This is a genomic window from Nocardia sp. NPDC088792, assembly GCF_044750615.1.
Classification (GTDB): Bacteria; Actinomycetota; Actinomycetes; order Mycobacteriales; family Mycobacteriaceae; genus Nocardia.
In genome coordinates, this window is record NZ_JBIVKC010000001.1 from 86,093 (window position 1) to 110,599 (window position 24,507).

Below are 24,507 nucleotides of genomic sequence, written 5' to 3' on the forward strand. Positions count from 1 at the left end.
TGTCGGCAGGTTGACACCGCCTAGGACGACGTGAGAGGCGACCGATCGGGCCTCGACGTGATCAGGCCGAATTCGGCAGCCAACGTTGGCCATCGCCTGAGCATCCGTTCGAGTTCGCTGGACGACCACAGCGTGATCGTCGGGCGGTGGGCCGCACGGTTGTGAGCCTCTGTCCAGTGAACAGCGTCGCGAGTGAACGATCCGGATGTAGCGATCGTCAAACGCCGCACCGGCTCGCCCTCCCACTGCGGCATCTTGGTGTGAACCAAGTCGGCGATCTCGGAGGCGCTGACCCCTCTCCCGGGCCAGTGCTTCGCTTGGACAATCAGGCGTTCCAGTGTCTCCACGCCGAGACCATCGCTGACCTGCAAGAATGCCTCGATATCCCGTCCGCAATCGGGCGCGTTGACGTTCATCAGCCTATTGATCTTCGTGTATGCGCCCGACAGCTCGAGCAACCGGGCGATCAGTCGCTCGAACCCGTCAGCGTCGATGCGTTGCCAATCCAGCGTCAGTCGGCTGAGTACATCGGCATCGCTGAAGATCTCGAACAGCCGGCCAGCCGAGTCTCGGTCGAACTGCACCGAAAAGCTGGCCTTACCGCCGGCAGTACTCACCTGCAAATGGAGTAGAGGCGTCCCATCTGCAGATTCGATCACGCGGTACGTGCAGACATCCTCGTCTCTGACGGTGTGCGGACGTGGGGCTGCCCCGACTCCGGGCTCGATATTGGTGATACGCACGATCGCAGTCCATTTCGAAGGTGGTCAGCCATCAGCCGTGGCCGCACATCGGATCTAGGGTTGCCAGATCATCGCATCCCCCACCGACAAGTTCGGGCGCTCAACGATACTTGGCCTCCCGCGCCCGCAAGGACACGTTCACATCGTTCAACGCCCTACGCCGCGGTCTCCTCTCTGAGTCGCGCTTCAGAACCACAGGATGCGGCGGGCCCGACGGAAATCGGATTGGACAGTATCAGGTGGGCCACGATAGTAAGCTGACTCGGCCACGTTCTGGACAAGGTGTCAACGGCGGTCGAATCGTGGGTGATGGCGGCGCTTGTGGGCAATGCACGCCCGGTCTCGGTACCGGCGCAGGCGGCGACGCAAGTCTTTGCAGATGTTCAGATCTGATCGCCGTCGACTGTCGTTGGCACCAGGTTTCGGCTGGCGACTTTCAGATCAAGCAGCACAGGCTAGGAGTAACGCTGCTTCGGCGCCTACGCCATGGCAGAAATCCGACCGCAGGCAGAGACGGTCCGACTGCTGGCCTTTGCCATTCACTGACGGTGCGGCTGAGTCCGCGTGTGTCACCGTTGTTTGTTTGAGCCTCCTTCCATTGCCGCTTGCGCGAGTGGACATAGCGGCAAACATGCTTGATCCAGAGGCCGAGAAGCATACCCATACGTGAAGGAAAATTCGCAGCCATCCTCCGAACGCTTCGGCTTGCAGTTTACGACGATCTGCGGCCGACGGAGTAACCGGCCATGAGGAAGATCCCGGTCAGTAGGAACGGCGATGATCGCTTCCTCGGCCCCTCTCACATATGCGCCCCGAACTGCTCTGACCTCGTTGGACGTCGCATTACGGACTATGACCTTTGCATTACCATTATCGGTGCTCAGCACCGCTAGGCGGTTGGGGCTGATCGGCCACCAGACATAGTGGCCCTCATGAATCGGCGGAAATTCGCCAGGTCGGTCCATTGATGGCTGAATTGGCTGGTCAGAAGTGATAAATCGGCCGCGCGGATCATCCCATAGCTCAAGTTGACGGATAGAGAACTCATCCGCAAGCGTGTAAAGGTGGGCAAAGACCGTATCTAGTAGGAGACTCCCCCCAACCTCCTTCGGGTCCTCTCCCATTCGGTGGGACATCCACTTCGTGACATCGGCTATCAGTCGTATTGTCTGCGGCGTACGACTATGCTGAAATGCCATCACGACAGCCAGCGACATAAAGTCATCGAAATCTAGATCATCACCGGGCCGATGCCGTTGAAGGATTCTAAGGATTCGGGCTGACTCATCGTCAATGATGCCCAGCATCGCCTCGTATTGATTGTGCGCTTCACCATCTGGGGCTATTGCACGATAGAGATTCTCACTGACACAGACATCCTTCACACCGCACAGTCTGTCGATGCCCCGTCTCGTCAGCAGGACACGGACGCGGCGATCTCCATCATCACTCCACGCTCGAAGGTATGACTGCGGGACATAGTGGTGGCGACGTGACGGGCAGTCACGCTGCTTGGCCTTCTCTTCGATGCGCTTCATGTACTCGCGGACGAGTTGAACGACATCCTTTCCGCCCTGTGTCGTAGGGGTTCGCCCCCAGACGCTGTCAGTCACCGATCTATCATCGCGCACGACTGGACACTCACTAGCTTGGCCCATGAACTGGGCGGGCTTACGCTACGACAGCAGGCGATCTGGGCGGCCCCAAACCCGGGACGGTTCAGGGTCCGTTTCCACATCCGTTGCTCCTCCTCAGGATCGTTCTCTTCCTGGTTCATCGTGACGATGACGGCCACCAACCCGTCTGCCCGGCGGCGCGGGTCGGTATGGAATGTGGCAACTTTCATCTTCAATGAGCGGCCAGCTTTGCGACCGGCAGATCGAGCCTCGGCAATGCCGACGATGTCCGCCGCGTCGAACAGCCGTATCCACTGTCGATCGATCTCGGGACTCTGCATGATCTCGCGCTTCAAGTCGTCGGCGGCTGTACCTGACATTTCTGGACGGTACGCCGGAACTGGCCGCGTCCAAACCAGATTGGACGCCGACCCGACACGCAACCCCTGGCAGAGTGCCGATACGTGCCAGTCAGCTACAGTCGGGACGTCAATCAGCAAGCGACTGGTTGGACGATTACCCGGTGCCCCAGACCCTGCGCACGAGGATCTGGGGCACCGTTCTTCCGTTTCAGGCAGCCAGTTTCAGGTGTTTGGACATCTTCTTAGCGGCCTTCGCCAGGCGTGTGTGATCCGGTCGGATGTACAGCTCAGTTACACGCGAATCTGCGTGTCCTGCAATCTGTTGCAGCCGGTGCATCGGTATGCCGGCATCAGCCATCCAGGTCAACCCGGTATGGCGCAAAGAGTGCCGCACCAGACGCTCGTGCCCCAATCGGACTGCGACCTGATCCCAATGCGTAGCGTCGCGCAGACCCCCGGTAGTGATTCGCCCTCCCTTGGGCCCTGTGAACAGTCGAGCGTCCTTCCTGTTTCCCAGTGCCGCTATGCGTCTGTCCACCAAGGGACGAATCTGTTCGATGATCGGCACGAACCTGGCGCGATTGCCCTTCGTGCCTTTGTCGATGAGTCCGCCGGGCCCGGGCGTTGTCTGTCGCCTTACAGTCCAGATCCACGACTCGGTATCGATATCGCCGACCAGGCAGCCCGAGACCTCCCCGATGCGCGCCGCGGTACACGCGGCGAACATGACGATTTCACCCCAGCCGTCATAGTGACCTGCGGAAGCATTCACCAGGGCATCACAGAAATCGACCAGCGCAGGCCACGTGGGGATGGCCAGCGCGCGTGGGTCCTTCAGTTCATCTTCGACCTGTTTGTAAAGTGCTTGCCAGCCACGGACATTCGCTGGATTGAGATCGATCAGCCCGTCGCGGCGGGCTTGTTCCATGACGCGTTTGAGTACCGCCAGAGTGTTCTTGATCGTCGATTTTCCGCAGCCCCCTTCCTCGATCCACTGGACCACTGCACGATCGCAGATGCCATTCGTGATCGTAGGGACCCAAAGATGCCCCATCGTGGGCACGACCCGCGTACGCCAGCCGGCCATGTAGGGATCTTTGGTTTTCTCCTCGAGTCCGACCAGGGCGAGATCCATGTGATCGGTGCCGTATTGGAGCAAGCTGATACTCGCACGGATCGGATCGATATCTCGCGCTGCCAATCGAACAAGCCGATCGATCCAGACTTGTGCCTGCCCTTCGGTTTCGAAAGTCGCGGACTTCGACGGCCGGGCCTTCGTCTCCGGGTCGGTCCAGCGGACGCGCGCACGAAAGGGATTGCCGGACCCGGCACGCTCCAGTACCTCGATATCGCTGGTGAGTTTGATGCCGATAGGCATGACGAGCGAGTCACTCATTGCTTCCCACCTCCAGCACGAGGCGGGCGGCTATGCCGCAGGGATGATGTGTCGTGCAACCAGATACGCCTCGAGATCGCTCTCGGGGTACTTGGCGACACGCTCGGAGATGAGGATGAACCCCGGTCCTTCGGCCGGCTTGCCGCGGCGCCAGCGCCGTAGCGTCGACGCATCCACACCGAGTATTCGAGAGACTTCCCCGGTGGTGTACATCCGCTGACTCAGCAGCGAATGTTTGTGGGCTGCACTGTCCATGGCTGACCCCTTTCCGATCGCAGCTCCCGGTGCCGTCGAAACCTCTGGGCCGAGCGCTGTCCATGCCGAACGGCACATCGTCCGATTCCGCTGCGGCGGTTGCCGGGAAGCCCCCGCGGACGGGAGGTATCAGAAGGGTAAGCCTCGCCACACGAAGCTGGCGACTATCCAGCAAACCCCATATGGGGTGTGGAGATTCGGCGTGAAGGGCGGTAGATCCCACGTCGGAGATCTCGTTGCCGATGAGTGCGATGAACCTGTTGAATACACCTGTGCCCGACAGTCCCGTAGGTCCTGCGGATGGCGTTGTGGTCCACAATTGGTCCACAAAACGTAACCGGTCAGAGGCGGAAACCGCCTCTGACCTGGTCGGGCTGACAGGATTTGAACCTGCGACCACTTGACCCCCAGTCAAGTGCGCTACCAAGCTGCGCCACAGCCCGTTGCATTTGCTCTCGCTCGTGCTCGACGAGATTACCCCAGTACCCCCCTTACTCTCCAAATCGGCTGGTAGGGGGGCTTGTGGGGTGGGTGGGTCAGTGGGGGCGGAGGGGGTGGGTGGGGTTGAAGATGGAGAGGGGTGGGGTGTTGCCGGCGGGGTGGACTTCCAGTTTGCCGGTGTCGTTGAGGAGGATGCGGCGTCCGGGGTAGGTGCGCTCGGCGATGGCTACGTCTCGGTCGTCGAACTGGTCGCGGCCGGTGAAGACGAGGACTCCGTAGTGGAGTTCGGTGGCGTAGACGCTCGCCGGCCACCTGTGCAGCCAGACGTCGAGGTCGAACAGCGTTTCGGGTTTTGGTAGGTCCGTGCCGACCGTCATGCGGGGATAGTAGTCCCGGCCGCCATCGAGCACGGCGGATTCCACGCTCAATGGCGGGAAATACTTACGGGATGCCTACGGCGCGTCCAGACCTCAGAAGTTGTGGCATCTGCGGGGTGGTGGGGGCGGGTTACGGTCGGCGGTGGTTGATGCTTCGGGGTTGGGGAAATTTCAGGAGGAGTGCCCATTATGTGGGAGATTCGTGTGCGGCGCCGGGCGGCTGCCGGGGTGGCGGTGCTGGTGATGAGCCCGGTGATCGGGCTGGTGACGGGGTGCTCGTCGGGGTCCGGGTCGCCGGCTACGACCACCATCAAAGGGTCGCCGAGCAGTTCGGTGGTGGCGTCCACGGTTGCCGGTACGACGACCGGTTCGCCCGGGAATCCCGGTGGGCAGGCGGGTGGTCCCGGGGCGAATCCTGGTGCGCCGGCGGTGAATCCGGCGAATCCGGGGCCGATTGCGGATCCGGGTGGGCAGCCGGGGAATCCGCCGGGGCCGGACAACGCGGTGAAATGCACCGATCAGCTCAACTATGCCGGTGATCCGCGGTCCAATGCGGAGATCAATTCGATCGGTGAGCGGGATGGCAAGTGCCCGGATCCGATTCCGGCGGGCACGACCTCGGCCGCGCCCGTCACCACGGTTTCGGTGAGTCCGACGGCGACCACGACGGATGCTCCGGTCACGACTTCGGTGGCGACCTCCGCGGCGCCGGTGACCACTTCGGCGGCGCCCGTGGTCACTTCGGCCGCTCCGGTGACGTCGGCTCCCGCGACGAACTAGGCGCTCCACAGGGGTCGCCGCAAGGTTGCCTGCGCACGGCTTGATAGGAATGCGGTGTGTCTCGTCATGTCTATCTGTGCCCGTTGCGGTGGTCCGATATGGATGCCGATGGGCATGTGCACAATGCGGTTCATCTGAGGTATCTGGAGGAGACGCGCATCGATCTGTTCCGGACCAGGGAGTTCTCCGGATCGAGTGTCGTGGCACAGATGGATATCGACTATCTGGCGCCGCTGCGGTATCGGGCGCGGCCGGTGCGGGTGGAGACCTGGGTGACGAAGGTCGGGACCTCGTCGTACAGCTTGGCGCACGAGGTGCTCGACGAGGAGGCCGTGTACACGCGGGCCGAGTGCACCATGGTGGCTTTCGATCCGGAGGCGCAGCGGTCGCGGAAGTTGAACGAGCGCGAACGGGTGATGCTCGAGGAGATGCGGTACTGATGCACAGCTACGACATCCAATTGCGGCGCGCCGATATGGATGCGCTCGGCCATCTCAACAATGTGGTGTTCGCGCAATACCTCGACGAGGCGCGGGAAGATCTGCTGGCGGGACACGAGCCGTGGCATCTGGTGGTCGCGGGGCATCGGCTGACCTATCGACTGCCGCTCACCTTCGGGCCGGATCCGGTGACGGTGACCAGCGTGGTCGAGCGCATCGGCGATACGTCGTTCACGCTGGCGCACGAGGTGCGCAATGCCGAGCACGTCTATCTGTCGGCCACCTCGACCCTGGTGGCCATGGCGGACAACGCACCCCGTTCGCTGACCGCCGCCGAGCGCGCCTATCTCGGCGCGCTCGGCGGCTGACCCCTCGGGGCGGCAACGGTTTTCAGCGATTCGCGCGCCGGGCCCCGCGGGTCGCGAGTTGCATGCGGAACAGGTAGATCGGGCTCGGTGGCGCCCAGCCGAGCTGGCGGGCCTGGCCGAGGTCGTCGCGGTTGGCCCAGTGCTCGATCAGGCGGCCGTCGGCGAAGCGGCACCAGTGCGTCTGGGTGACCGCGAAGTCCTTGCCGGTGGCCGGGAAGACCTGTTCGACCTTGCCGTCGGCGTCGTAGACCACGAACGGACCGGTCTGCCGACCGGACAGGGTGGCGTGCAGCACCACGAGGTCACCGTCGGACACCAGATCGTGGATCTCCCAGTGCATTCCGGAGTAGGCCGAGCGCAGCCATTCCGCGGTGGAGAGGAAGGCGGCGGGACCGGTGCCGCGGGAGGCCGGTGGTTCGGCCACGGATTCGCGGTTGGTCGCCTCCGGATGGATGTACTTCTCGAAATCCGCGTAGTCGCCCTCGGCGATCATCCGCACGCAGTGTGCGGCGATTTCCTCGACCGACAGTTGCATATCGGACATGATCGTTCCCTTCGCGTCTGAACCGGTGATCAATGTAGTTCGTAGGATTCGCGAGCGATCCGGAAATAGTGGCCGGTCGAGGTATCCGTGCAGGTGATGCCCTCGGCGGCGCTCAGGCAGGTGATGTTGCCCGAGGTGGTCGAGTGGCTGAAGTACAGGATGGGCAGACCATCGGAGCTTATCCCTTGTCCCTGGCAGCCGAAGGCCGGAGTGCCGCCCTCGACCAGGAAGAGCGAACTCCCCCAGCCGCCGTCTTTGCACCAATCCGGGCGCTGCGGCGGGGTGTAAGTGAAGTTGGCGATATTGCAGAGAATGCCGGGCTTGCCGCCGATCGCGGTGGTGAATGCGCACGCGATATTGCCCGATGGCGAGCGGAATTGGAGCAGTTGCCCCGGTGCGTCGGCCTGGGCGGTGCCGCCGACGCCGACCGCCGCGAGCACGGCAGCGCCCGCGACGATCACCCGCGCTGTGGTTCCGGTTTTCATGTAGTTCCCCCTACTCGTGTGAGCACGGGGTTCATGGTGAGCGGAACCGGTTTCAAACGCCTTACAGTGCGCTTCGACTACAGCAGGCCGCGCAACTTCAGGTCGGTGACGTACTTGGTGATGAGTTCTCTTGTCAGGTGCGGGATGTCGGCGTCCGGGCCGAGTTCCGCCTCCTGGACCGCGTTGTGGAACTTCTTGGCGGGCAGGGCCGCACCGGCCACGGGGTGCGAGGGGTGGCGGTATGCGTGCAGCAGGGGCAGGACCGAGTGCTGCCGTTGCTGTTCGGGCAGGGCCCGCAGCGCGGTTTCGAAGCGACTCAGCCATTCCGCATAGTCGTCCAGGCGCTCGATGGGGTGTCCCGCCTCGATGAGCCAGTCGACGAACTCATCCAGGGAGATGCCGTCGTCGTGCGGATTGAGCACGTCGAAGGTTTCGAATCCGTCGGTGACCCGGGAGCCCAGCACCGTGATCGCGGTGGCGGTGAAGTCGGCGGGCAGGCCGTCATAGTGGGCGCGGCGGCGGTTGCCCGCGGAGTCGGTGCGGTAGAAGGACTTCGGTGCGACACCGGTGGCCAGCACGCTGAGCAGCAGGCGCGTGAACATATCCGGCAGGTTGAACTGCCCGGCATAGCGGCTGTGCGCCAGGATCATATCGGAGCGGAAGACCGCGACCGGGAGTCCGCACAGGTCGTGGGCCTCCCGCAGCAGTACCTCGCCCGCCCATTTGCTGTTGCCGTAGCCGTTGGCGTACCCGTCGTCGAGGCTGCGGACCGCGCTGATCTCGCGAATATCGCCGTCCTCGTCGAAGACCGCGGGATCGATCTGCGAGGCCACCGCGACCGTGGACAGGTAGGTGACGGGCTTGCGCCGGGTGGTGAGGGCCAGGCGGATCACCTCGGCGGTGCCGACCACGTTCGGCCCGAACAGCTGGTCGTAGGGCAGCACGTGGTTGACCAGGGCGGCCGGATGCACGATCAGGTCCACGGTATCGGCGAGCCGCTGCCAATCCCGTGGTGACAGGCCGAGATTCGGTTCGCCGATATCACCGGGCAGCACCTGCAGCCGCCGGTCGGCGAGCTCCCGGTAATGGCGCAGCATTTCCGGATCGCCGCTGTCGAAGACCTCGTCGAGGCGCGTGCGGGCGGCGTCGGCATCCGAGCCGCGGATGATGCAGATCAGGGTGCCGTCGGACTCCTCCAGTCGTTCCAGCCATTCCAGGCACAGGAAGCGGCCGAGGTAACCGTTGGCGCCGGTGAGCAGGACCGTGCGCGGCGGCTGCGGGGCGAGCGGCAGTCCGGGGGCCGCGGTCAGGGTGGCGGCGTCGATGAACTTGTCCAGTGTGAGGTCGGCCGCGCGGATCTCGGCGCCGCTGCCGTGGACAGCGGTGACGGTGGGGCGCTTACCGTCCGAATCCCGTTCCGCCTCGATGTATTTCGCGAGACCGCCCAGCGTATTGGCGGCGCTGACGATCACGCCGACCGGCACCTCCACACCGACGAGCTCACGCAGCAGCGTCGAATACGACAGGGCCGAGAGCGAGTCGCCGCCCAGGTCGGTGAAGTGCGCGTCCAGCCGCAGATCCGTTGCGGCGCAACCCAGTATCGCCTGTGCCGCCCGGATGACCACCTCGGACACCGGCAGCTCGGCCGATTCGCGGCGCAGCGCCCGCAGCTCGCTGTCCTGCTGCTCGGCGAGCTCGGCGTACAGCCGTTCGAGCCGTTCGCCGTAGTGTTCACGCAGCTTGGGCCGCAACAGTTTCGCGATGCCGGACAGCAGTCCGTTATCGATGGTGAACGGCTCGGATTCGATCAGGAAAGCACGCGGCAGCTCGTACGATTCGAGCTGGTTGTCCTTGGCGATCCGCTGCAGCGAATCGGTCAGCGCCGCAGTCAGTTCCGCCGGATCCAGGGCGCGGGCCTCAGCGGTGGGCACGATGACCGCCAGCAGGTAGGCGCGTTCGCTGGAGCCGTGTACGAAGATCTGCCCGACCAGCGGACTGGTGGCGTACATGGCCTCGAGTTTGGCGATGGCCACGAACTCGCCCTGCGACAGCTTCAGCACGTTATTGCGGCGGTCCACGTAGACGAGGTGGTCCGGTTCGAGTTCGGCGACGATATCGCCGGTGCGGTAGAAGCCGTCCGGGTCGAAGATCTCGGCGGTGATTTCGGGCCGCCGGTAGTAGCCCGGGATCATGAGCGTCGACTTGACGAGCAGTTCCCCGCGCGGATGCGGCTGATCGGTGCCGTAGTAGCCGAGTTCGGGGACGTCGACGAGCTTGTAATCGAGGACGGGTGGGCGCCGGATCTGATTGTCCATCAGGAGGCCACCGCCGGCCTCGGTGGAGCCGTAGCCGTCGTGCAGCGGTTCGTCCAGGACCGATTCCATGAAGACCTTCATCTCCGCGGAGATGGGGGCGCTACCGACCATGGCACGCACCAGGCGACCACCGAGGAATTCCTGGCGCAGTGCGGTTTTCACCTCGGCATCGGCCACGTCGCGGGGCACGCCCGCGGCGAGCCGCTGTTCGAGTTCGCTCTGGTAGCGCTGGAACACCATGTCGCACACGCGCGGCACGAAGAACAGCTCCGTGGGCCGGATCAGCGCGACGTCCTCGAAGAGGGTCGACATATCGCTCGCGGCCGCGAAGTACGCGGTGCCGCCGCGAGCGAAGGTGCCGGCGAGCACCATGCGGCCCGCGACGTGGCTCATGGGCATGTAACTGAAGTTGATCACCGGCGCGGGAATGACGGTGGGCCCCAGCCACTTCGCCGCCACCAGCCGTTCGGGGTACATGGCGCCTTTGGGGGTGCCGGTGCTGCCGGAGGTGTAGATGAGCAGGGCCAGCTCTTCGGTGCTGCCGGACCCGCGCGGCGGGACGGGCGGCAGTTCGGCGCCGCGCGCGAGCACGTCCTGCAGGGCATCCACCGTGACGGTGCTACCGGACTGCGCCAGTTCGTGTTTCGCCGCCTCGAAGGCCTCGCGCTGATCGTCGTCTGCGGGCTCGTAGTCGATCACCACGACGGTTCGCAGCGTGGCCGAGGCGAGTACCGCGTCGACCGCGGCGGCCAGCAGTTCGAGGCTGACCGCAAGCACCGTCGCGCCGGTCTCACCGAGGATCGAACTCCATTGCGCCACTGAAGCACTCGATTGCAGGGGCACATTCACCGCGCCGAGTCGCACCCCCGCCAGATCGGCGACGGTGAAATCGCAGCTGGTGAATCCGAGCGTGCAGACGAAGTCGCCGGCCTGGACGGGGTTGTGCGCGTCGCGATGCCAGGCCGCCGCGAGCGCGCCCGCGCGCTGCCACAGTTCGCCGTAGCTGACGGTTTCGTATTCGGGTAGCAGCCGGCGGTGGTGGCGGCCGGTCTCGTCGGTGACCAGTTCGGTGGCGCGTTGTCCGATGGCGGGCCGGTCGGCGTAGCCCAGCATGACCGTCTCGATGATTTGGGCCAGCCCCAGTCCGGGCTGCCGGGCCGCTGTCGCGATCTCTTCCAGCGGCATGGCCGCCCGGATCTGCGGATCCGCGCTCAACGCCGCGATGCGTTCCTCGCGTACCTGCCCCCGGACGTCATCCACCATGATCAGCCTCCCTTGTTCGACACCATCGTCCGCCGGAAGCGCTCGCACGTCACGAGACGCCCACTGCAATTTAGCTACGCTAACTATCAGGTTCTGCCCCGGCCCGGGCGATGTCAAGCGCACCGATCCGCGATCGCGAAAGCACTGCGGCCACACCGACTTCAGCACCTCCGACGCCGCCGTACCGAGTGCCGGTCAGGCTCGTCCGGACCGCACGAAACCGGGCCGGGACCTGCGGTGCATGTGACGTAAATCCCACAATCCGGGGCCGTGTCGCGCCCGGCGCGCCGAGACGAGTTAGGTAACCCGAACAAAAAGATTTGGTGTAGCGTAATACCCGTCGGATCGTGTACCGACAGCCACCGTGGTCCCGCGCCCTTCACCCAGGCGCGGGACCACCCCGGCGCCGATCCCCAGCGGCCACAGCCCGATTGGGTCACACTCGTACAGGCCCTTACCGAAGATCTGTTCGAGGAATGATGCAGGACCTACCTTCCGACGCCCTGAGCGTCGAAACCCCCGCGCGCTATCGCATGTCGAACAGCTCGGCCTTCTGGCTGCTGTCCATCGCGCTGGGCCTGTTGCTGTTCGCGTCCGCGGCGCCGTCGCCGATGTACCCGGTGTATCAGCAGATGTGGCACTACTCGTCGCTGGTGTCCACCGGCGTCTATGCCGCCAATGCGATCGCGTTGCTGGTGACCCTGCTGTTCGCGGGCTCGCTGTCCGATCACATCGGACGCCGGCCGGTGCTGCTGGCCGCGGTGCTGGTCGAACTGCTGGGCACCCTGGCCTTCGCCGAAGCGCAGTCGGTGGCTTGGCTTTTCACCGCGCGCATCGTGCAGGGCATTGCCACCGGATTGGCGACGGGTGCGATCAGCGCGACCCTCATCGATCTGCAACCCGCCGAATCCCGGCTGGGCGCGCTCATGACGAATGTCGCGGCGGGCGGGGGCCTGGCGGTGGGAGCCATCAGTTCCGGACTGCTGGTGTCCTACGCGCCCGCGCCGACCCGGCTGGTGTACTGGCTGCTGGCCGCGGCCTTCATCATCATCGTCATCGGCGTGCTGGTGATCCCGGAGACCGTGGCGCCGGACGGGCACGCACTCGAATCATTGAAACCGAAAGTGTCGGTGCCGCAACCGGTCCGGGCCGCCTTCCTGACCCTGTTGCCGTCCATCTGCGCGACCTGGGCGCTGGGCGGGTTGTATCTGGCGCTGGGCGGGGCGCTCATGCATGTGCAGTTCCATCAGACCAGTGCGCTCGCGGGCGGCCTGGTGGTGGTTGCGCTGCAAGGCACCTCGGCGATCACGGCCGTGCTGGCCCGCGACTGGACCATCGATCAAGCCCTGCAACGCGGGCCGGTCCTGCTCATCGCCGGTGTGGCGCTGGCCCTGGTGGGCGCCGCGACGCATTCGGTGTGGCTGTTCTTCGCCGCCAGCATTGTGGCGGGTATCGGCTTCGGGCCGTCCTTCTCGGGCGCGCTGCGCATGCTCACCGGCCTCTCCCCCGCCGCGGCCCGCGCCGAAGTGGTGACGGCCATCTATGTGGTGTCGTATCTGGCCTTGAGCATTCCGGCGGTGCTCGCCGGACTCAGCGTGAGCAGGTTCGGGCTGGCCGCCACCACTTACGTCTACGGGGCGATCGTGATCGTGCTCGAGACCGTCGCCATGCTCGGCTCGCTGCGCCATCGCACGCCGCACACCGCACTGGCGGGGGCACTCTGCCCCGCGCCCTGCCCGGGGACTGTCGCACCCATGCCACGCGTCGTCTCCGCGCACCCGTAAGACAGCACGAATCGGGTTGACACCCGGCCCGCGGCCACTGCTACCGTGGGCGGGTGACTTCCCTTCCCCGGACATGGTGGCGGCTGCAGCAGCGGCCCGTTTGACCCATGTTCACGGGCTGTACGCGGCCCGTGAAATCACCCCGAGCGGTAACGGTTTTCGTACAGCCCTCCTCGTCCAAGATCAGGAGCTGTTCCGATGGATTCCTTCTCAGCCACCCGCGAGCGCAGTGACGAACTGCATGCCGCCATCACCGCGCATCCCGAGAAATTCCGTGTCCTCACCGGTGAACGGCCCACCGGCGCACTGCATCTGGGCCACTACTTCGGCACCATCAGCGAGCGGGTGCGGTTGCAGCGCCTCGGTGTGGGCCTGTTCGTCATCCTCGCCGACTACCAGGTCATCACCGACCGTGACGGCATCGGGCCGGTGCGCGAGAATGTGTACAACGCCGTCCTGGATTACCTTGCCGCGGGCATAGATCCGAGCCGCGCGACCATCTTCACCCATTCCGCGGTGCCCGCGCTGAACCAGCTCATGCTGCCGTTCCTGAGCCTGGTGACCGAGGCCGAACTGCACCGCAATCCGACCGTCAAGACCGAGGAAGCCGCCTCCGGACGGGCACTGAGCGGGCTGCTGCTCACCTATCCGGTGCATCAGGCCGCCGACATCCTGTTCTGCAAGGGCAATCTGGTGCCGGTCGGCAAGGATCAGCTGCCGCACCTCGAGCAGACCCGGGTCATCGCACGGCGATTCAACGAGCTCTACGCTCCGGTCTTCCCGGAACCGCAGGCCCTGCTGACGGCGACGCCGCACGTGCCCGGGCTGGACGGACGCAAGATGTCCAAGAGCTACGGCAATGCCATCCAACTGCGCATGACCGCCGACGAGACCGCCGCGATCATCAAGCGCACGGCCACCGACTCCGAACGGCGCATCACCTTCGATCCCGATGCGCGGCCGGGTGTCTCGGCCCTGCTCACCACCGCGGCCCTGTGCCTGGGCTCGGACGAGACCACCCTGGCCGAGCAGATCGGCGACGGCGGCGGCGCGGGGCTGAAGAAGCTCGCGACCGATGCGGTCAACGAATTCTTCGCCCGGCACCGCGCCCGCCGGACCGAGCTGGCCGCGAATCCCGATATCGTGAAATCGGTACTGCGCGAGGGCAATCGACGGGCCAATGAGATCGCCGAGGCCACCCTCGACGAGGTGCGAGTGGCCATGGGCACGGTGTACTAGTCGTCGATGGCCTGGTAGGTGAGGGTGAAGAAGTCGTCGCCGAGCGGATGCTGCCATTCGGCGGCGATGATGATGTTCTGCGATTGCACGAACAGCAGACCCACCAGATCCTCCCGCGGATCAGCGAACCAGGAGGTACCCAGACCGCCGGGCCACGACAGCGTACCGGCGCCCGGGCCGATCCCGGTACGGCGGGTGCGGACCTGCACGCCGTAGCCGAAACCGGCGTCATCCCAGATCGTCTGGCCGAGTGGCGGATTGAACGGGGTGACGTGCTGTTCGGGCGTCAGGTAGTCGGTCGACAGGGCCTGCACGGTGGGACGCGACAGAATGCGCACCCCGTCCAGCGTTCCCTGGTTCCCGAGCATGCGGGCGAAGCGCGAATAGTCCGCGACGGTGGACACCAATCCCGCTCCGCCGGAGGCGAACAGCGGCTCCCCGGCCCAGCGGGGTGCTGCTCGGATGATCGATTACCGCGTATTCGGGTGCGCGGCCGTACAACACGGTCAGCCGATCCCGATCTGCCTCGGGCACAACGAATCCCGTGTCCCGCATGCCGAGCGGCTCCAGTACCCGTTCGCGCAGTGCGGCGCCCAGCGATTGCCCGGTGACCCGGCTGATCAGCACCCCGAGAATGTCGGAGGCCGTGTGGTAGCGCCACAGTGTGCCGGGCTGCGCGATCAGCGGTAGTTCACCGATGCGCCGCATCCAGTCGTCGGGCCCGAGCCGCTCCGCATTCGGCACCTGCAGCGCGGACGCGATCGGATCGGCGGTCAGCGAGAACAGCTGCGGCGCCAGGCTGGAACGGCCCCAGCCCAGACCCAGCCGGTAGGTGAGCAGATCCTCGAGGGTGATGGCCCGCGCGGCCGGGACCACGTCGTCGGGTGAGCCGAGCGGATCCCGCAGCACCTTGCGGTCGGCCAATTCCGGCAGCCATTCGTCCACCGGATCGAAGAGCCGCAGCGCGCCCTCCTCGACCAGCGTGAGCGCTGCCACCGCGGTGATGGGCTTGGTCATGGACGCGATCCGGAAGATGCTGTCCTGCGCCATCGGCAGCCGCGCCTCGCGGTCCCGCCACCCCACGGTATCCAGCTGCACGAGCTCACCGTGCCGATAGATCGCGGCCACCGCCCCGGCCACCTCGTCACGCTCGACGACCTGTTCGAGCCGCCCGCTCCACCGCTTCAGCCGCTCCACCGAAAACCCGTTCACCACACCTGCTCCTCACTCTCGGCAGCAGGTACCAACCTCCTCGATCTGCCGGTATTCCCGTCTCCGGCAAACCTCCGAGCCCCCAATAATGCGGGCGCACCACTACACCCACACGCGGCCTCATTCGCCGTTCGGCCGTCGAGTCTCGACCGGGTCCCCAGCCGCCGATGCCGCGGATCAGGAGGCCAGTGAGTCGGTGTCGGTGGAGTTCCAGCGGCGGGCGGCGCGGCGCAGGGCACGGGCATCGGAGTAGCCGAGACGGTGCGCCAGTGCGGATTTCGTGGCGGTGGGGGTCCGGTCGGCCAGGGTGCGGCGGGCCAGGTCGAGTTCCTGCCGCCAGGTGGTGCCGGATTCGGCCAGGCGACGCTGCAGGGTGCGGGGACTGACGGTCAGGCGGCGGGCCACCGTGGCCAGCGACGCTTCACCGGTGGTGAGCGCTTCCAGGAGTGCGGTGTGCACCTGCTCCACCCAGCGTGGCCGGTCCAGGAATGGCGTGGGCAGCGAATCCGCATGGGCGCGAACGATATCCGCGAGCACCGGATCCGCGGTGCGCAGCGGGAGCGCCAGATCGGCCACCCGCAGGGTGAAACTGTCGGCGGGGGCGCGGAACTCGACCCGGTCGGTGCCGAACGCGTCGTAGAAGGCGCCGCTCCGCCGGGGCGGCGGCTGCCGCAGCGTGATTCGGGTGGGTGTGACCGGCTGCCCGGTAGCGTGGCGGATGCGCGCCAGGGTGCTGGCGTAGGCCGCCTGCACGGTGAGATCCGCCCCGCGCCCCTCGGCCTCGGCCATTTCCAGCACGGTGGTGCGTTCATCCTCGCGCGCGTCGGTGCCGGGGCGATAGCGGTGGTTGGTGGCCATGGGAGAACCGCTGTTGCGCACCGCCGCCAGACCATCCGCGACCGTGGCCGCAGTGGTGAACAGATAGTCGAAGATCCCGAACCTGCCGATGCGGTAGGTCTCGGCGATGCGCAACCCCACCTCCGGCGCCTCCTGCGCGAATTCGGCTCGCTCCCACAACCGCAGGTAGGTGGGCGTGGTCACCATGCCGTGCGCGCTGCTGAGCAGGGCTTCCGGCGCCGCGGCATCGCGCAGTAGCTGCCGGACGTCCACCCCCTCCCCCGCGGTGTGGATCACGCAGCGCGCCAGTACGGCGCTGTAGGCGGGATCGAGCTGGGTCACTTCTCCATCGTAGAGACGCAGAATGACATGTTCTGTCCCCTGCGTGACGCGAACAGGCCTCCCCGCCCGGGCCTCCATCCGCGAGTCTGTAACGGTGACAGGAGGAAAGAACCACATCAACGGGCTGCGCGCGGCCGTCGCGGCGCCGGACAAGATCGGCGCGCCCACGCCAATGTCCACCGATCTCACCGATTACGCCGACAGCGGATTCCCTCCGCTCGGCGTGCACTACGGCTACCGGTGAGACGCGAACAAGGAGGACCATCATGAAAATCGGCATCATCGGCGCCGGGCACATCGGCGGCAATGTCGCGCGCCAGGCCGTGCGCGCCGGGCACGAGGTGATCGTGAGCTTCTCCCGGAAGCCGGAAACGCTGCGCACCTTCGCTTCCGAGCTCGGCGAGCAGGCCGCGGCCGGGACGCCGCGGGATGCGGTGACACTGGCGGAGCTGACCGTGCTGGCGGTGCCGTGGAGCACCATCGGCACCGCCCTGGCGGAGGCGGGGCCGCTCGACGGCCATCTTCTCGTCGACACCACCAACCGGTACGGCAGCGGGCCGGGACCGGTCGCCGGGCAGACCGCGGCGGCGTTCAATGCCGCGCGCATGCCGGGGGCCCGCTACACCAAATCGTTCAACACCCTGACCGCCGGCTTCCAGGCGCAGGTCGCGACGCGGCCGCCGGAACAGCGTGTGGTGCAGTGGATCAGCGGTGACGACGCCGCGGCCAAGGCGGTGGTGGCGGCCTTCGTGAGCAGCCTCGGCTACGAGCCCATCGATCTGGGTGGCCTCGCCGACTGTGCGGTCATGGAATCGCCGCGCCGCCCGGGTGCGGTGTACGGCGAGGAGTACCGCCGCGCCGCGGCAGAGGCCGTGGTCGCCGCCGTGCGCGCGGGCCTGCCCATCCCACCGACCCCGGCATACCACTGAAAATCGTTGTGCACCAGATCCGTTCGAGTGAGGACAAGGCAGGAATCCGGCAGGACGCGCCGATCGATTTCGGCGCCTTGCGCGTCTTCCTGACGCTGTCGGAGGAATTGCACTTCGGCCGGACCGCCGAGCGACTATCGCTGTCCCAGCCGCGGGTCAGTCAGCTGATCCGGGAGATGGAACGGCATATCGGCGGAGAACTGTTCCGGCGCACCAGCCGTCGCGTACGGCTCACCCCGCTCGGGGACGAGCTGTTGCGCGACATCACGCCCGCGGTGCAGCGCATCGACCGGGCGGTGGTCAGCGCGCGGGCCAGCGCACAGGGTTTGCGGATCGGATTCCTCGGGCCGTTCGCCAGCTCCCTGGATGCGGCGATCGGCGAATCCCGCAGCAGGCGAACCGAATTCGCGGTCACCATGGTGCAACTGCCGTGGACCGACCTGTTCGGGGCGCTGCGGCGGGGCGAATTGGATATGCAGGTGTCGCAGCGGCCGATGCTGCCGGACGATCCGGAGTTGCCCGACGATCTCGTCGCCGGCCCGATCGTGGGCCGGTACCGGCGGGTAGCCGCCATTGCCCGCGACCATCCGCTGGCGGCGCGGGCGGAGCTGACCCCGGCGGATCTCGCCGATGTCCCCGTGCTCCGGTTCGCCACCGACGTCCGCACCGAGTCCGAGATGCTCAGCACCGTGGCACAGGGCGGGACGGCCTACCTGACCTCTACCGCGATGGCGGCACACTTCGCGCACCCGCGGGTGATCTACATCCCGCTGCGCGGTATGCCGCCCGCGGACGCGATGCTGTTGTGGCACAAGGACTGCCGGTCCGCGAAGGTACGAGCCTTCGCGGAAATCGCCCGGACGGCGCTACCCGGCAGCCCGGCCGGCGGACACTGACCGCGACTAGGCGAACAGGCGCGCCACGAACGGGACGCTGTCGGCCAGCGAGGCCAGCATGGCGCCGCTGTGGTCCTTGCCCGGGTAGACGTGCACCTCGGGGTGATTGCCATTGGCCACCAGGTCGGCGACCAGCTTCGCGGTGAGCGGGGCGGGCACGTCGGTGTCGTTGGTGCCCTGGCCGATGAACAGCGGGCGGTCGTAGCCGGTCAGCGGCACGTCCATGACCGGCCGGGCGGTGGCCACGAAGTCGCCCTCGGATAGTGGGCGGGAGAACAACTGGTTCAAGGTGATTCCGTTGGCGGCCGCGGCCAGCGGGGTGAAGCACAGGGTCTGCGCCTCGGTGACGAGCTGCTTGCCCAGCGGGGTCAGGTAGCTGTCCAGGTCGAAGTCGGGGCGGGCGGCCTTCAGGCCGTTCATCACGTAGGTGGCGTACGCGGTGATGTGCGAGGACGGGATCGGCGGCAGCTGCGGGCCCACGAACTGCGCGGCATCGACGATATTGGAGGCCGGGCCGGTGGCGACCGCGCCGCGGTAATCCAGTTCGGGCGCATAGCCGGTGGCGAGCGAAGCGGTGAAAACCGTTGCGCCGCCGCCCTGCGACTGGCCGATGGCCACCCACTTGGCCGCAAGCGAATCCTCCACCGACCGCGCCGCACGCACCATGTCGATGGCGGCGTGCGCCTCGGCGCGGCCGTCCAGGTAGGCGTGCATGCCCGGGGTGCCGAGCCCGATGTAGTCGGTGGCCACGATGGCGTAGCCCTGCTTCATCCAGGTGGCGAGGAAGCCCATATCGCGGTCGGCGCGGCCCGCGGTCGAGGGTGCGCAGTCGTCGCCGACGCCGACGGTGCCGTGCTCCCAGGAGAGGACCGGCCAGCCGCCGGGCGGCGGGGTGCCGGCCGGAATGAAGATCGCGCCGGTGGACAGGGCGGGCTGCCCCGAGGAGTCGAGGGTCCAGTAGGTGAGCCGGCGGGCCGAGCCCGTGCCGTCGATCCAGAGCTGCTGCGGCAGCGCCTCATCGCGCACCACCGTGCCGGGGGCGCCGGCGGTCGTGGCGGGCGGGTCGGCGAGCGCGGTTCCGGCCAGCGGTCCGGTCGCCAGGAGTGCGGCCGAGACCAGGGTCATCACCGTGCGTCGAGTCATCGGGGGTCCTCTCGTACAGCATGTGCACATTGGTGTCACATTGAGACACTTTGGACAGACTATCCTGGAAAGTGTCACTTTGAGACAGCAAATCATGTGACCTGAGCTACGAAGGGGAGGCATGACCGAGACCGCCGGATTGCGCGAACGCGAAAAGTCGCGAGTACGCCGGGAATTGATCGACGCCGCACTACGCCTGTTCGACCGTCAAGGCTTCGAGCACACCACCGTGCAGCAGATCGCCGACACCGCGCAGGTCTCCCGCCGCACCTTCCACCGGCACTTCCCATCCAAGACCGCGGTGGTCTTCGCGCACGAGGAGGACGTCATGAGCCTCCTGCTCACCGCCCTCGACCAGCGCCCCGCCGGTGAACCCGTCTTCACCGCACTGCGCGCGGCACTCCGCGACTTCCTACTCGGTACCGAGGGGTTGAAGGAGCGCTACCAGCAGGCCGATGCGGTCCGCCGCGCCCGGCTCGTCCTCATCACCAATCCCGAACTGCGCAGCGAGAATTTCATCGGCGCGGTCGGCCGGCGCGAGGCCCTGGCGCGCAATTTCGCCCGCCGCGCCGGACTGCCCGACAACGACCTGACACCGAAACTCGCTGCGGCAACCTGTTTCTCGGCTTTCGGCGTCGGACTCGACCACTGGGCGGAGAGTGACGATCACTCACTGACCGGCCTCTACGACATCCTCGACGGCGCGGTCGCCGCACTACAGCACGGCATCGACATCTGACCGGTCACACGGAGACCGGCCGACCGGCTTCCGGCTAATCGTGCTCGCACCTTCAGGATTCGCGGGCTGCGATGGCGGCTTGGATTCGCCGTAGCGTGCGGAGGCCCTTCTTCGCGGCGACGCCCACCATGCCGTCGAAGACTGTCGAGCCCCGGTCGTGGGCCTGCAGCCGTTCCAGGGTCGGTACGGCCCGATCGTCGCCGGTCGAACCGAGCGCGACGGCCGCCCAGTAGCGCTGGTCCGGGTCATCGCTGCCGGCCGCCTCACACAACCTCGGGATGATGTCCGGTGTGAAGGTGGACAGCGCGCTGGCGATATAGCCGATGCGGTAGTACCGGCGATTCTCGAATTCGTCCCATAGTGCGGCCAGGGCTTGCTCGCCGCCGATCATGCCGAGGGACTCGGCGGCCCGTTCGCGCATTCCCGCGATCGGGTCCCGCAGCACGGGCGTGAGTGCCGGGACGACCGATTCGTCGCCGAGGGCGCCCAGAGCGATCACCGCTTGTTCTCGGGCCATCTCCTGTGGGTGGTCCAGCATCGCGACCAAACCGGGTACCGCGTCGTGGAAACCCAGCTCAGCGCAGCCCATCGCCGCCCACGCCTGGCAGTTGTACCGAGTGTCGGCCAGTGCGGCGAGCAGCGGTGCCCGCAGCGTGTCGTCGCCGAAGACCGCAGCGTGGTTCAACGCCAGGCAGTAGAGCGACCGGTGATAGCCGGGATAGTCGCGCACGAGTGCGCACAACGCGTCCTTGGCGGATGTGTCGCCGTCGGCAGCCCGCTCGAGCAGGAGGCGCAGATCTTCCTTGCGGGTCTCGAGATCACCGTCTTTGAGGCGTCGCACATCAGCTGGATTCACCGCCCAACGGTACCCGTCGATGAATCCCGTCCCCCCGGCCACGTTTCGGGTGGGCCCATGACCTATTTCTGCACGCTGGACGGCGTGCGGGCAATCCGGCCGCCGAGCCGCTCATTGACGGTGAAACCGTGCTTGCGGCACCACTCGGCGAGCATGGGCACCGCGGAATCGTCGTCGCGGAAGGTCGGCACGAGCTGGCCGACGATGTGCAGGTGCTGGGCGTCGGCCGCACGGCACAGGTGTTGCAAGGTGGCGGTGCCCAGGCCCGCACCGCGCAGCTCGGGATTGACGGTGATGCCGTCGAGCTTGACGGTGTCGGCGTAGATTTCGAAGTCCACCTCGACCAGTGGCGTACTCCTGCGCAGGGCTTCGATATCGGCGGGGATGGGTCGCAGCACCCCTGGGAGGTGATCCGAAAGTTGTTGGCGGGCAGCGTCATCGGGTGCGGCACGAGTGACCGCGAGCACCTGTTCGGTGAGCTCGACCACCACGGCGCGATCACCGGTGGCGGCCAGGGGCCGCACGCGCTCGACGGCGGCATCGACCACTCGCAACTGCCGCACCCAGTGCGGGGCGGCGGGCTCGTAGCGCTCGATCAGCTCGGCCAGGGTCACTTCCAGGCATACCGCGGTCCCGAGGCTGCGCACGTAGGCCCCCGACAGCACACCCCATCGATGATCGTCGGCGCCGACCCCGTGCACGGCCAGATCCCGTTGCAGCGCATCGCGCCGATTCAAGGCGGTGGCGACCGGTGCGCCGGGCAGGTGGTGGAGCCAGCGCTTCCAGCCGGTGAGGTTGGCGCGAATTCGCGTGGACGCGATGTCGGCGCTGGCGTCCAAGTATTTGCACAAGGCTTGCTGCCGCCGCTCCAGCAGCTCGTGTGCGCGCTCCGGCCCCGGCGCAGACCCGGGCGTCCCAACCTCACCCATGTCCGTAAACACTAGCGTTTGAGATTGGCGGCGTTGCTCATCGCCGCGCACGAACTTCTCACACGCCGCAGCCGGGCATTTGCCACACCGACCGGGCGGTCGATCCGGGCCCGAGCGTCAATGGTTGGTGAAGGTGGGTGGGCGGCGTTGCAGGGTGGCGGTGACACCTTCGGTGACGTCTTCGGTGAGCGAGCACAGCACTCGAGTACGGGCCTCGGTGGTCATATGCCGGCGGAGTTCATCGATACCGAGAGCGGGCCATGGTGTTCGGCGAACACCGGTTCGGCAGTGTGCCGTTCAGGGACGGAGGTGGTTCGCCGCGCCGATTCCGCTGCTGGATCCGGTCACCAAGGCGACCCGGGTGGTCATGATTCCGCCTCCTGCTCCTCGTCATCGCCCATCGGTTCGACCCATTGGGCGCGAGACGGACCCGGTGGGAAGGGGTCGCCGAAGTACTGCGTCTCCCGGACCACTTCCACGCCTTCGAATTCCATGACACTGACGACGTAATACGGTTGCTCGTCGTAGGTGAGGACGAGTTCGCTGACCCACAGGCCGCCGGCGCCGAGGATGCGGCGCACGGTGAAGCGTTTCGCGTTGGGCTGCGCGGTCCGCGACGCCTGAATGTGCTTGCGGCCGCGGATGCGTTCGCCGGACTGCGGGTATTCGAGAACCGCGTCGGCTCGGTAGATTTCGTGTTCGGTCTCGAATTCACCGGCGTCCGAGGCCGCCCAGTGGCGTTGCAGCGCGGCCCGTATCTCGTCGTCGTGCATGGCGAATTCCCCTTCCGAACGGTCGGCGCTATCCGGTCAGCAGCTTCTTCTGCACCTTGCCCATCGCGTTGCGCGGCAACGCATCTACGAAGTGGATCTGGCGAGGGCGCTTGTGAAAGGCGAGATGATCGGTCACGAAGGCCGAGAGTTGTTCGGGATCATCGATATCGCCGACCACATAGGCGACGATACGCTGCCCCAGATCGGGATCGGCGATTCCGACGACAGCGGCCTCCGCGACTCCGGGATGCGCCAGCAGGGCATGTTCGATCTCGCCCGCACCGATGCGATAACCACCCGATTTGATCATGTCGACCGATTCCCGCCCGGCGATCCGATGGAATCCGGTGGACTCGACGGCGACGATATCCCCGGTGCGGAACCAGCCGTCGGCGGTCATGGATTCCGCGGTCTTCTCCGGTTGCCCGAGGTAGCCGTCGAAAAGGGTGGGACCGCTGATCTGCAACTGCCCCAGGCTGACACCGTCGCGGGGGACGTCATTGCCGTTCTCGTCGCGGACTCTGGTGCGGACTCCCGACAACGGCAGCCCCACCCAGCCGGGACGCCGCTCGCCGCGGAAACGGGTGCTGACGGTGATGAGGGTTTCGCTCATGCCGTATCGCTCGATCGGCCGGATACCGGTCAGGGCGGTGAGGCGATCGAAGACCGGGACCGGTAGGGGCGCGCTACCGGAGACGAGCAGCCGCGCCGAACGCAAGGCGCGCGCCGCGTCGGGCTGCTCGCAGACGCGCGACCAGACGGTGGGGACACCGAAATACAGTGAACCGCCCGCCGCGGCATAGGATTCCGGCTTCGGCCGCACGGTGTGGATCAGCGGGGAACCCAGCCGCAAGGCCCCGAGCACGCCCAGGACCAGGCCGTGCACGTGAAAGAGCGGCAGGCCGTGCACGAGCGTGTCCTCGGCATTCCACTCCCATGCCTCGGCCAAGGCGTCGATGCAGGCGGCAATCGCCTTGCGGGACAGCAGCACACCCTTCGGGGCGCCGGTGGTGCCCGAGGTGTACATGATCAGCGCGGTCGCGGTCTCCGGCGGCTCGGCCGGTGCGGAGGAACTGGCGCGGGCGCGGCGATCGACCGGGATGACGGGCAGCGGATGCTCGTCCGGCCCGGTGCCGACCCAGTATCGGGCGGCCGAGTCGGTGAGGATGTGCTCACGTTCCGCGTGACCCGCATCCGGGGGCACCGGCACCACCGTGACACCGGCGAACAGGCAGCCGGTCATCGCGATGACGGTGTCGACGGTGGCGGTGGTGATGATCGCGACGCGGCCGGCGCCGGTGACGCGCTCGGCGAAAGCCATTGCGGCGCTGTAGAGATCGGCGCGGGAGATGCTGTCCTCGCCGATCGTCACCACGGCCGGATGATCGATGCGGTCCGGCGCCGACAAGGCGGTCAGCAACGGGATATGGGCGGTCATAATGG

Annotated in this window: 25 protein-coding genes, 1 tRNA gene and 1 pseudogene; 9 read left to right on the forward strand and 18 right to left on the reverse strand. The window is 66.5% G+C overall.

What is annotated here, in order from left to right:
- Positions 1-20: 20 nt before the first annotated feature.
- The 7 genes from ACIP5Y_RS00340 to ACIP5Y_RS00370 form a co-directional block, all read right to left on the reverse strand.
- Positions 21-743, reverse strand: coding sequence for a restriction endonuclease (locus tag ACIP5Y_RS00340; RefSeq protein WP_400346261.1), 723 nt, complete (start codon positions 741-743; stop codon positions 21-23).
- Positions 744-1,312: 569 nt separating this feature from the next.
- Positions 1,313-2,356: a DUF4238 domain-containing protein gene (locus tag ACIP5Y_RS00345; protein ID WP_400346262.1), complete on the reverse strand. Its 1,044-nt coding sequence runs from the start codon at positions 2,354-2,356 to the stop codon at positions 1,313-1,315.
- A complete protein-coding gene (locus ACIP5Y_RS00350) occupies positions 2,353-2,739 on the reverse strand; it encodes a hypothetical protein (protein ID WP_400346264.1) in 387 nt (128 codons plus the stop codon). The genes ACIP5Y_RS00345 and ACIP5Y_RS00350 overlap by 4 nt, the downstream gene beginning before the upstream one ends.
- Before the next feature lie 190 nt (positions 2,740-2,929).
- Complete coding sequence (locus ACIP5Y_RS00355; RefSeq protein ID WP_400346266.1) at positions 2,930-4,117, reverse strand: tyrosine-type recombinase/integrase; 1,188 nt, start codon at positions 4,115-4,117, stop codon at positions 2,930-2,932.
- 30 nt (positions 4,118-4,147) lie between these two features.
- The gene (locus tag ACIP5Y_RS00360) at positions 4,148-4,372 is read right to left on the reverse strand and encodes a helix-turn-helix domain-containing protein (protein ID WP_400346267.1); all 225 of its coding nucleotides are present in this window, start codon (positions 4,370-4,372) and stop codon (positions 4,148-4,150) included.
- Between the two features lie 366 nt (positions 4,373-4,738).
- Positions 4,739-4,815 (reverse strand) — tRNA-Pro (locus tag ACIP5Y_RS00365).
- Positions 4,816-4,908: 93 nt separating this feature from the next.
- A complete protein-coding gene (locus ACIP5Y_RS00370) occupies positions 4,909-5,190 on the reverse strand; it encodes a hypothetical protein (protein ID WP_400346268.1) in 282 nt (93 codons plus the stop codon).
- A gap of 189 nt (positions 5,191-5,379) precedes the next feature.
- Between ACIP5Y_RS00370 and ACIP5Y_RS00375 the strand changes: the two genes are divergently transcribed.
- Genes ACIP5Y_RS00375 through ACIP5Y_RS00385 form a run of 3 tightly spaced genes read left to right on the forward strand, consistent with a single transcriptional unit; the run spans position 5,380 to position 6,778 of the window.
- Positions 5,380-5,970, forward strand: a complete 591-nt coding sequence (locus ACIP5Y_RS00375) for a hypothetical protein (RefSeq protein WP_400346270.1) — start codon at positions 5,380-5,382, stop codon at positions 5,968-5,970.
- A 56-nt stretch (positions 5,971-6,026) separates the two neighbouring features.
- Complete coding sequence (locus ACIP5Y_RS00380) at positions 6,027-6,410, forward strand: acyl-CoA thioesterase (RefSeq protein WP_400346272.1); 384 nt, start codon at positions 6,027-6,029, stop codon at positions 6,408-6,410.
- On the forward strand, positions 6,410-6,778 hold the full coding sequence (locus ACIP5Y_RS00385; RefSeq protein ID WP_400346274.1) for an acyl-CoA thioesterase: 369 nt from the start codon (positions 6,410-6,412) through the stop codon (positions 6,776-6,778). Before ACIP5Y_RS00380 ends, ACIP5Y_RS00385 begins: the two co-directional genes overlap by 1 nt.
- Before the next feature lie 22 nt (positions 6,779-6,800).
- Here ACIP5Y_RS00385 and ACIP5Y_RS00390 read toward each other — a convergent pair whose 3' ends face one another.
- From ACIP5Y_RS00390 to car, 3 genes are all read right to left on the reverse strand, one after another.
- Complete coding sequence (locus ACIP5Y_RS00390) at positions 6,801-7,322, reverse strand: ester cyclase (RefSeq protein ID WP_400346275.1); 522 nt, start codon at positions 7,320-7,322, stop codon at positions 6,801-6,803.
- Between the two features lie 29 nt (positions 7,323-7,351).
- The gene (locus ACIP5Y_RS00395; protein WP_400346277.1) at positions 7,352-7,807 is read right to left on the reverse strand and encodes a DUF6636 domain-containing protein; all 456 of its coding nucleotides are present in this window, start codon (positions 7,805-7,807) and stop codon (positions 7,352-7,354) included.
- 77 nt (positions 7,808-7,884) lie between these two features.
- Positions 7,885-11,385 carry a carboxylic acid reductase gene (gene car / locus ACIP5Y_RS00400; RefSeq protein WP_400346279.1) on the reverse strand — a complete coding sequence of 1,167 codons (3,501 nt, stop codon included), beginning with the start codon at positions 11,383-11,385 and terminating at the stop codon, positions 7,885-7,887.
- Positions 11,386-11,861: 476 nt separating this feature from the next.
- On the opposite strand from car, the gene ACIP5Y_RS00405 reads away from it, so the two are divergent.
- Positions 11,862-13,169: an MFS transporter gene (locus ACIP5Y_RS00405; RefSeq protein ID WP_400346280.1), complete on the forward strand. Its 1,308-nt coding sequence runs from the start codon at positions 11,862-11,864 to the stop codon at positions 13,167-13,169.
- Between the two features lie 198 nt (positions 13,170-13,367).
- A complete protein-coding gene (gene trpS, locus ACIP5Y_RS00410; protein ID WP_400346282.1) occupies positions 13,368-14,408 on the forward strand; it encodes a tryptophan--tRNA ligase in 1,041 nt (346 codons plus the stop codon).
- Here the strand turns inward: trpS and ACIP5Y_RS00415 are convergent.
- The 3 genes and pseudogenes from ACIP5Y_RS00415 to ACIP5Y_RS00425 form a co-directional block, all read right to left on the reverse strand.
- Positions 14,405-14,812 carry a serine hydrolase gene (locus ACIP5Y_RS00415; RefSeq protein ID WP_400346284.1) on the reverse strand — a complete coding sequence of 136 codons (408 nt, stop codon included), beginning with the start codon at positions 14,810-14,812 and terminating at the stop codon, positions 14,405-14,407. The genes trpS and ACIP5Y_RS00415 overlap by 4 nt on opposite strands.
- 79 nt (positions 14,813-14,891) lie before the next feature.
- Positions 14,892-15,623: pseudogene (locus ACIP5Y_RS00420) on the reverse strand (serine hydrolase domain-containing protein); the annotation flags it as partial.
- A gap of 174 nt (positions 15,624-15,797) precedes the next feature.
- The gene (locus tag ACIP5Y_RS00425) at positions 15,798-16,799 is read right to left on the reverse strand and encodes an AraC family transcriptional regulator ligand-binding domain-containing protein (protein ID WP_400346287.1); all 1,002 of its coding nucleotides are present in this window, start codon (positions 16,797-16,799) and stop codon (positions 15,798-15,800) included.
- Between the two features lie 94 nt (positions 16,800-16,893).
- Between ACIP5Y_RS00425 and ACIP5Y_RS00430 the strand changes: the two genes are divergently transcribed.
- The 3 genes from ACIP5Y_RS00430 to ACIP5Y_RS00440 are packed head-to-tail and all read left to right on the forward strand — an operon-like array spanning position 16,894 to position 18,624.
- Positions 16,894-17,043: a hypothetical protein gene (locus ACIP5Y_RS00430; protein WP_400346290.1), complete on the forward strand. Its 150-nt coding sequence runs from the start codon at positions 16,894-16,896 to the stop codon at positions 17,041-17,043.
- Positions 16,991-17,728 carry an NADPH-dependent F420 reductase gene (locus tag ACIP5Y_RS00435; protein ID WP_400349017.1) on the forward strand — a complete coding sequence of 246 codons (738 nt, stop codon included), beginning with the start codon at positions 16,991-16,993 and terminating at the stop codon, positions 17,726-17,728. The genes ACIP5Y_RS00430 and ACIP5Y_RS00435 overlap by 53 nt, the downstream gene beginning before the upstream one ends.
- 8 nt (positions 17,729-17,736) lie before the next feature.
- Positions 17,737-18,624: a LysR family transcriptional regulator gene (locus tag ACIP5Y_RS00440; protein ID WP_400346293.1), complete on the forward strand. Its 888-nt coding sequence runs from the start codon at positions 17,737-17,739 to the stop codon at positions 18,622-18,624.
- A 6-nt stretch (positions 18,625-18,630) separates the two neighbouring features.
- Here the strand turns inward: ACIP5Y_RS00440 and ACIP5Y_RS00445 are convergent, their stop codons facing one another.
- Positions 18,631-19,767 (reverse strand): lipase family protein, encoded by a 1,137-nt coding sequence (locus ACIP5Y_RS00445; protein WP_400346295.1) that lies wholly within the window; start codon positions 19,765-19,767, stop codon positions 18,631-18,633.
- A 121-nt stretch (positions 19,768-19,888) separates the two neighbouring features.
- On the opposite strand from ACIP5Y_RS00445, the gene ACIP5Y_RS00450 reads away from it, so the two are divergent.
- On the forward strand, positions 19,889-20,506 hold the full coding sequence (locus ACIP5Y_RS00450; protein ID WP_400346297.1) for a TetR/AcrR family transcriptional regulator: 618 nt from the start codon (positions 19,889-19,891) through the stop codon (positions 20,504-20,506).
- Between the two features lie 52 nt (positions 20,507-20,558).
- Here the strand turns inward: ACIP5Y_RS00450 and ACIP5Y_RS00455 are convergent, their stop codons facing one another.
- The 4 genes from ACIP5Y_RS00455 to ACIP5Y_RS00470 all read right to left on the reverse strand — a co-directional run bounded on the left by ACIP5Y_RS00455 (position 20,559) and on the right by ACIP5Y_RS00470 (position 24,502).
- On the reverse strand, positions 20,559-21,362 hold the full coding sequence (locus tag ACIP5Y_RS00455) for a HEAT repeat domain-containing protein (RefSeq protein WP_400346299.1): 804 nt from the start codon (positions 21,360-21,362) through the stop codon (positions 20,559-20,561).
- 62 nt (positions 21,363-21,424) lie between these two features.
- Positions 21,425-22,291: a GNAT family N-acetyltransferase gene (locus tag ACIP5Y_RS00460; RefSeq protein WP_400346300.1), complete on the reverse strand. Its 867-nt coding sequence runs from the start codon at positions 22,289-22,291 to the stop codon at positions 21,425-21,427.
- A 365-nt stretch (positions 22,292-22,656) separates the two neighbouring features.
- The gene (locus ACIP5Y_RS00465; protein ID WP_400346302.1) at positions 22,657-23,064 is read right to left on the reverse strand and encodes a hypothetical protein; all 408 of its coding nucleotides are present in this window, start codon (positions 23,062-23,064) and stop codon (positions 22,657-22,659) included.
- A 28-nt stretch (positions 23,065-23,092) separates the two neighbouring features.
- The gene (locus ACIP5Y_RS00470; protein WP_400346304.1) at positions 23,093-24,502 is read right to left on the reverse strand and encodes an acyl-CoA synthetase; all 1,410 of its coding nucleotides are present in this window, start codon (positions 24,500-24,502) and stop codon (positions 23,093-23,095) included.
- Positions 24,503-24,507 lie beyond the last annotated feature (5 nt).

What these genes read in the sequence shown, in the direction of transcription:
- trpS (WP_400346282.1), top strand. Translation starts at nt 13,368, where the DNA reads ATGGATTCCTTCTCAGCCACCCGCGAGCGCAGTGACGAACTGCATGCC.
- ACIP5Y_RS00450 (WP_400346297.1), top strand. Translation starts at nt 19,889, where the DNA reads ATGACCGAGACCGCCGGATTGCGCGAACGCGAAAAGTCGCGAGTACGC.
- ACIP5Y_RS00390 (WP_400346275.1), bottom strand. Translation starts at nt 7,322, where the DNA reads ATGTCCGATATGCAACTGTCGGTCGAGGAAATCGCCGCACACTGCGTG.
- ACIP5Y_RS00370 (WP_400346268.1), bottom strand. Translation starts at nt 5,190, where the DNA reads ATGACGGTCGGCACGGACCTACCAAAACCCGAAACGCTGTTCGACCTC.
- ACIP5Y_RS00375 (WP_400346270.1), top strand. Translation starts at nt 5,380, where the DNA reads ATGTGGGAGATTCGTGTGCGGCGCCGGGCGGCTGCCGGGGTGGCGGTG.
- ACIP5Y_RS00395 (WP_400346277.1), bottom strand. Translation starts at nt 7,807, where the DNA reads ATGAAAACCGGAACCACAGCGCGGGTGATCGTCGCGGGCGCTGCCGTG.
- car (WP_400346279.1), bottom strand. Translation starts at nt 11,385, where the DNA reads ATGGTGGATGACGTCCGGGGGCAGGTACGCGAGGAACGCATCGCGGCG.
- ACIP5Y_RS00385 (WP_400346274.1), top strand. Translation starts at nt 6,410, where the DNA reads ATGCACAGCTACGACATCCAATTGCGGCGCGCCGATATGGATGCGCTC.
- ACIP5Y_RS00350 (WP_400346264.1), bottom strand. Translation starts at nt 2,739, where the DNA reads ATGTCAGGTACAGCCGCCGACGACTTGAAGCGCGAGATCATGCAGAGT.
- ACIP5Y_RS00470 (WP_400346304.1), bottom strand. Translation starts at nt 24,502, where the DNA reads ATGACCGCCCATATCCCGTTGCTGACCGCCTTGTCGGCGCCGGACCGC.
- ACIP5Y_RS00355 (WP_400346266.1), bottom strand. Translation starts at nt 4,117, where the DNA reads ATGAGTGACTCGCTCGTCATGCCTATCGGCATCAAACTCACCAGCGAT.
- ACIP5Y_RS00405 (WP_400346280.1), top strand. Translation starts at nt 11,862, where the DNA reads ATGATGCAGGACCTACCTTCCGACGCCCTGAGCGTCGAAACCCCCGCG.
- ACIP5Y_RS00460 (WP_400346300.1), bottom strand. Translation starts at nt 22,291, where the DNA reads ATGGGTGAGGTTGGGACGCCCGGGTCTGCGCCGGGGCCGGAGCGCGCA.
- ACIP5Y_RS00360 (WP_400346267.1), bottom strand. Translation starts at nt 4,372, where the DNA reads ATGGACAGTGCAGCCCACAAACATTCGCTGCTGAGTCAGCGGATGTAC.
- ACIP5Y_RS00445 (WP_400346295.1), bottom strand. Translation starts at nt 19,767, where the DNA reads ATGACTCGACGCACGGTGATGACCCTGGTCTCGGCCGCACTCCTGGCG.
- ACIP5Y_RS00465 (WP_400346302.1), bottom strand. Translation starts at nt 23,064, where the DNA reads ATGCACGACGACGAGATACGGGCCGCGCTGCAACGCCACTGGGCGGCC.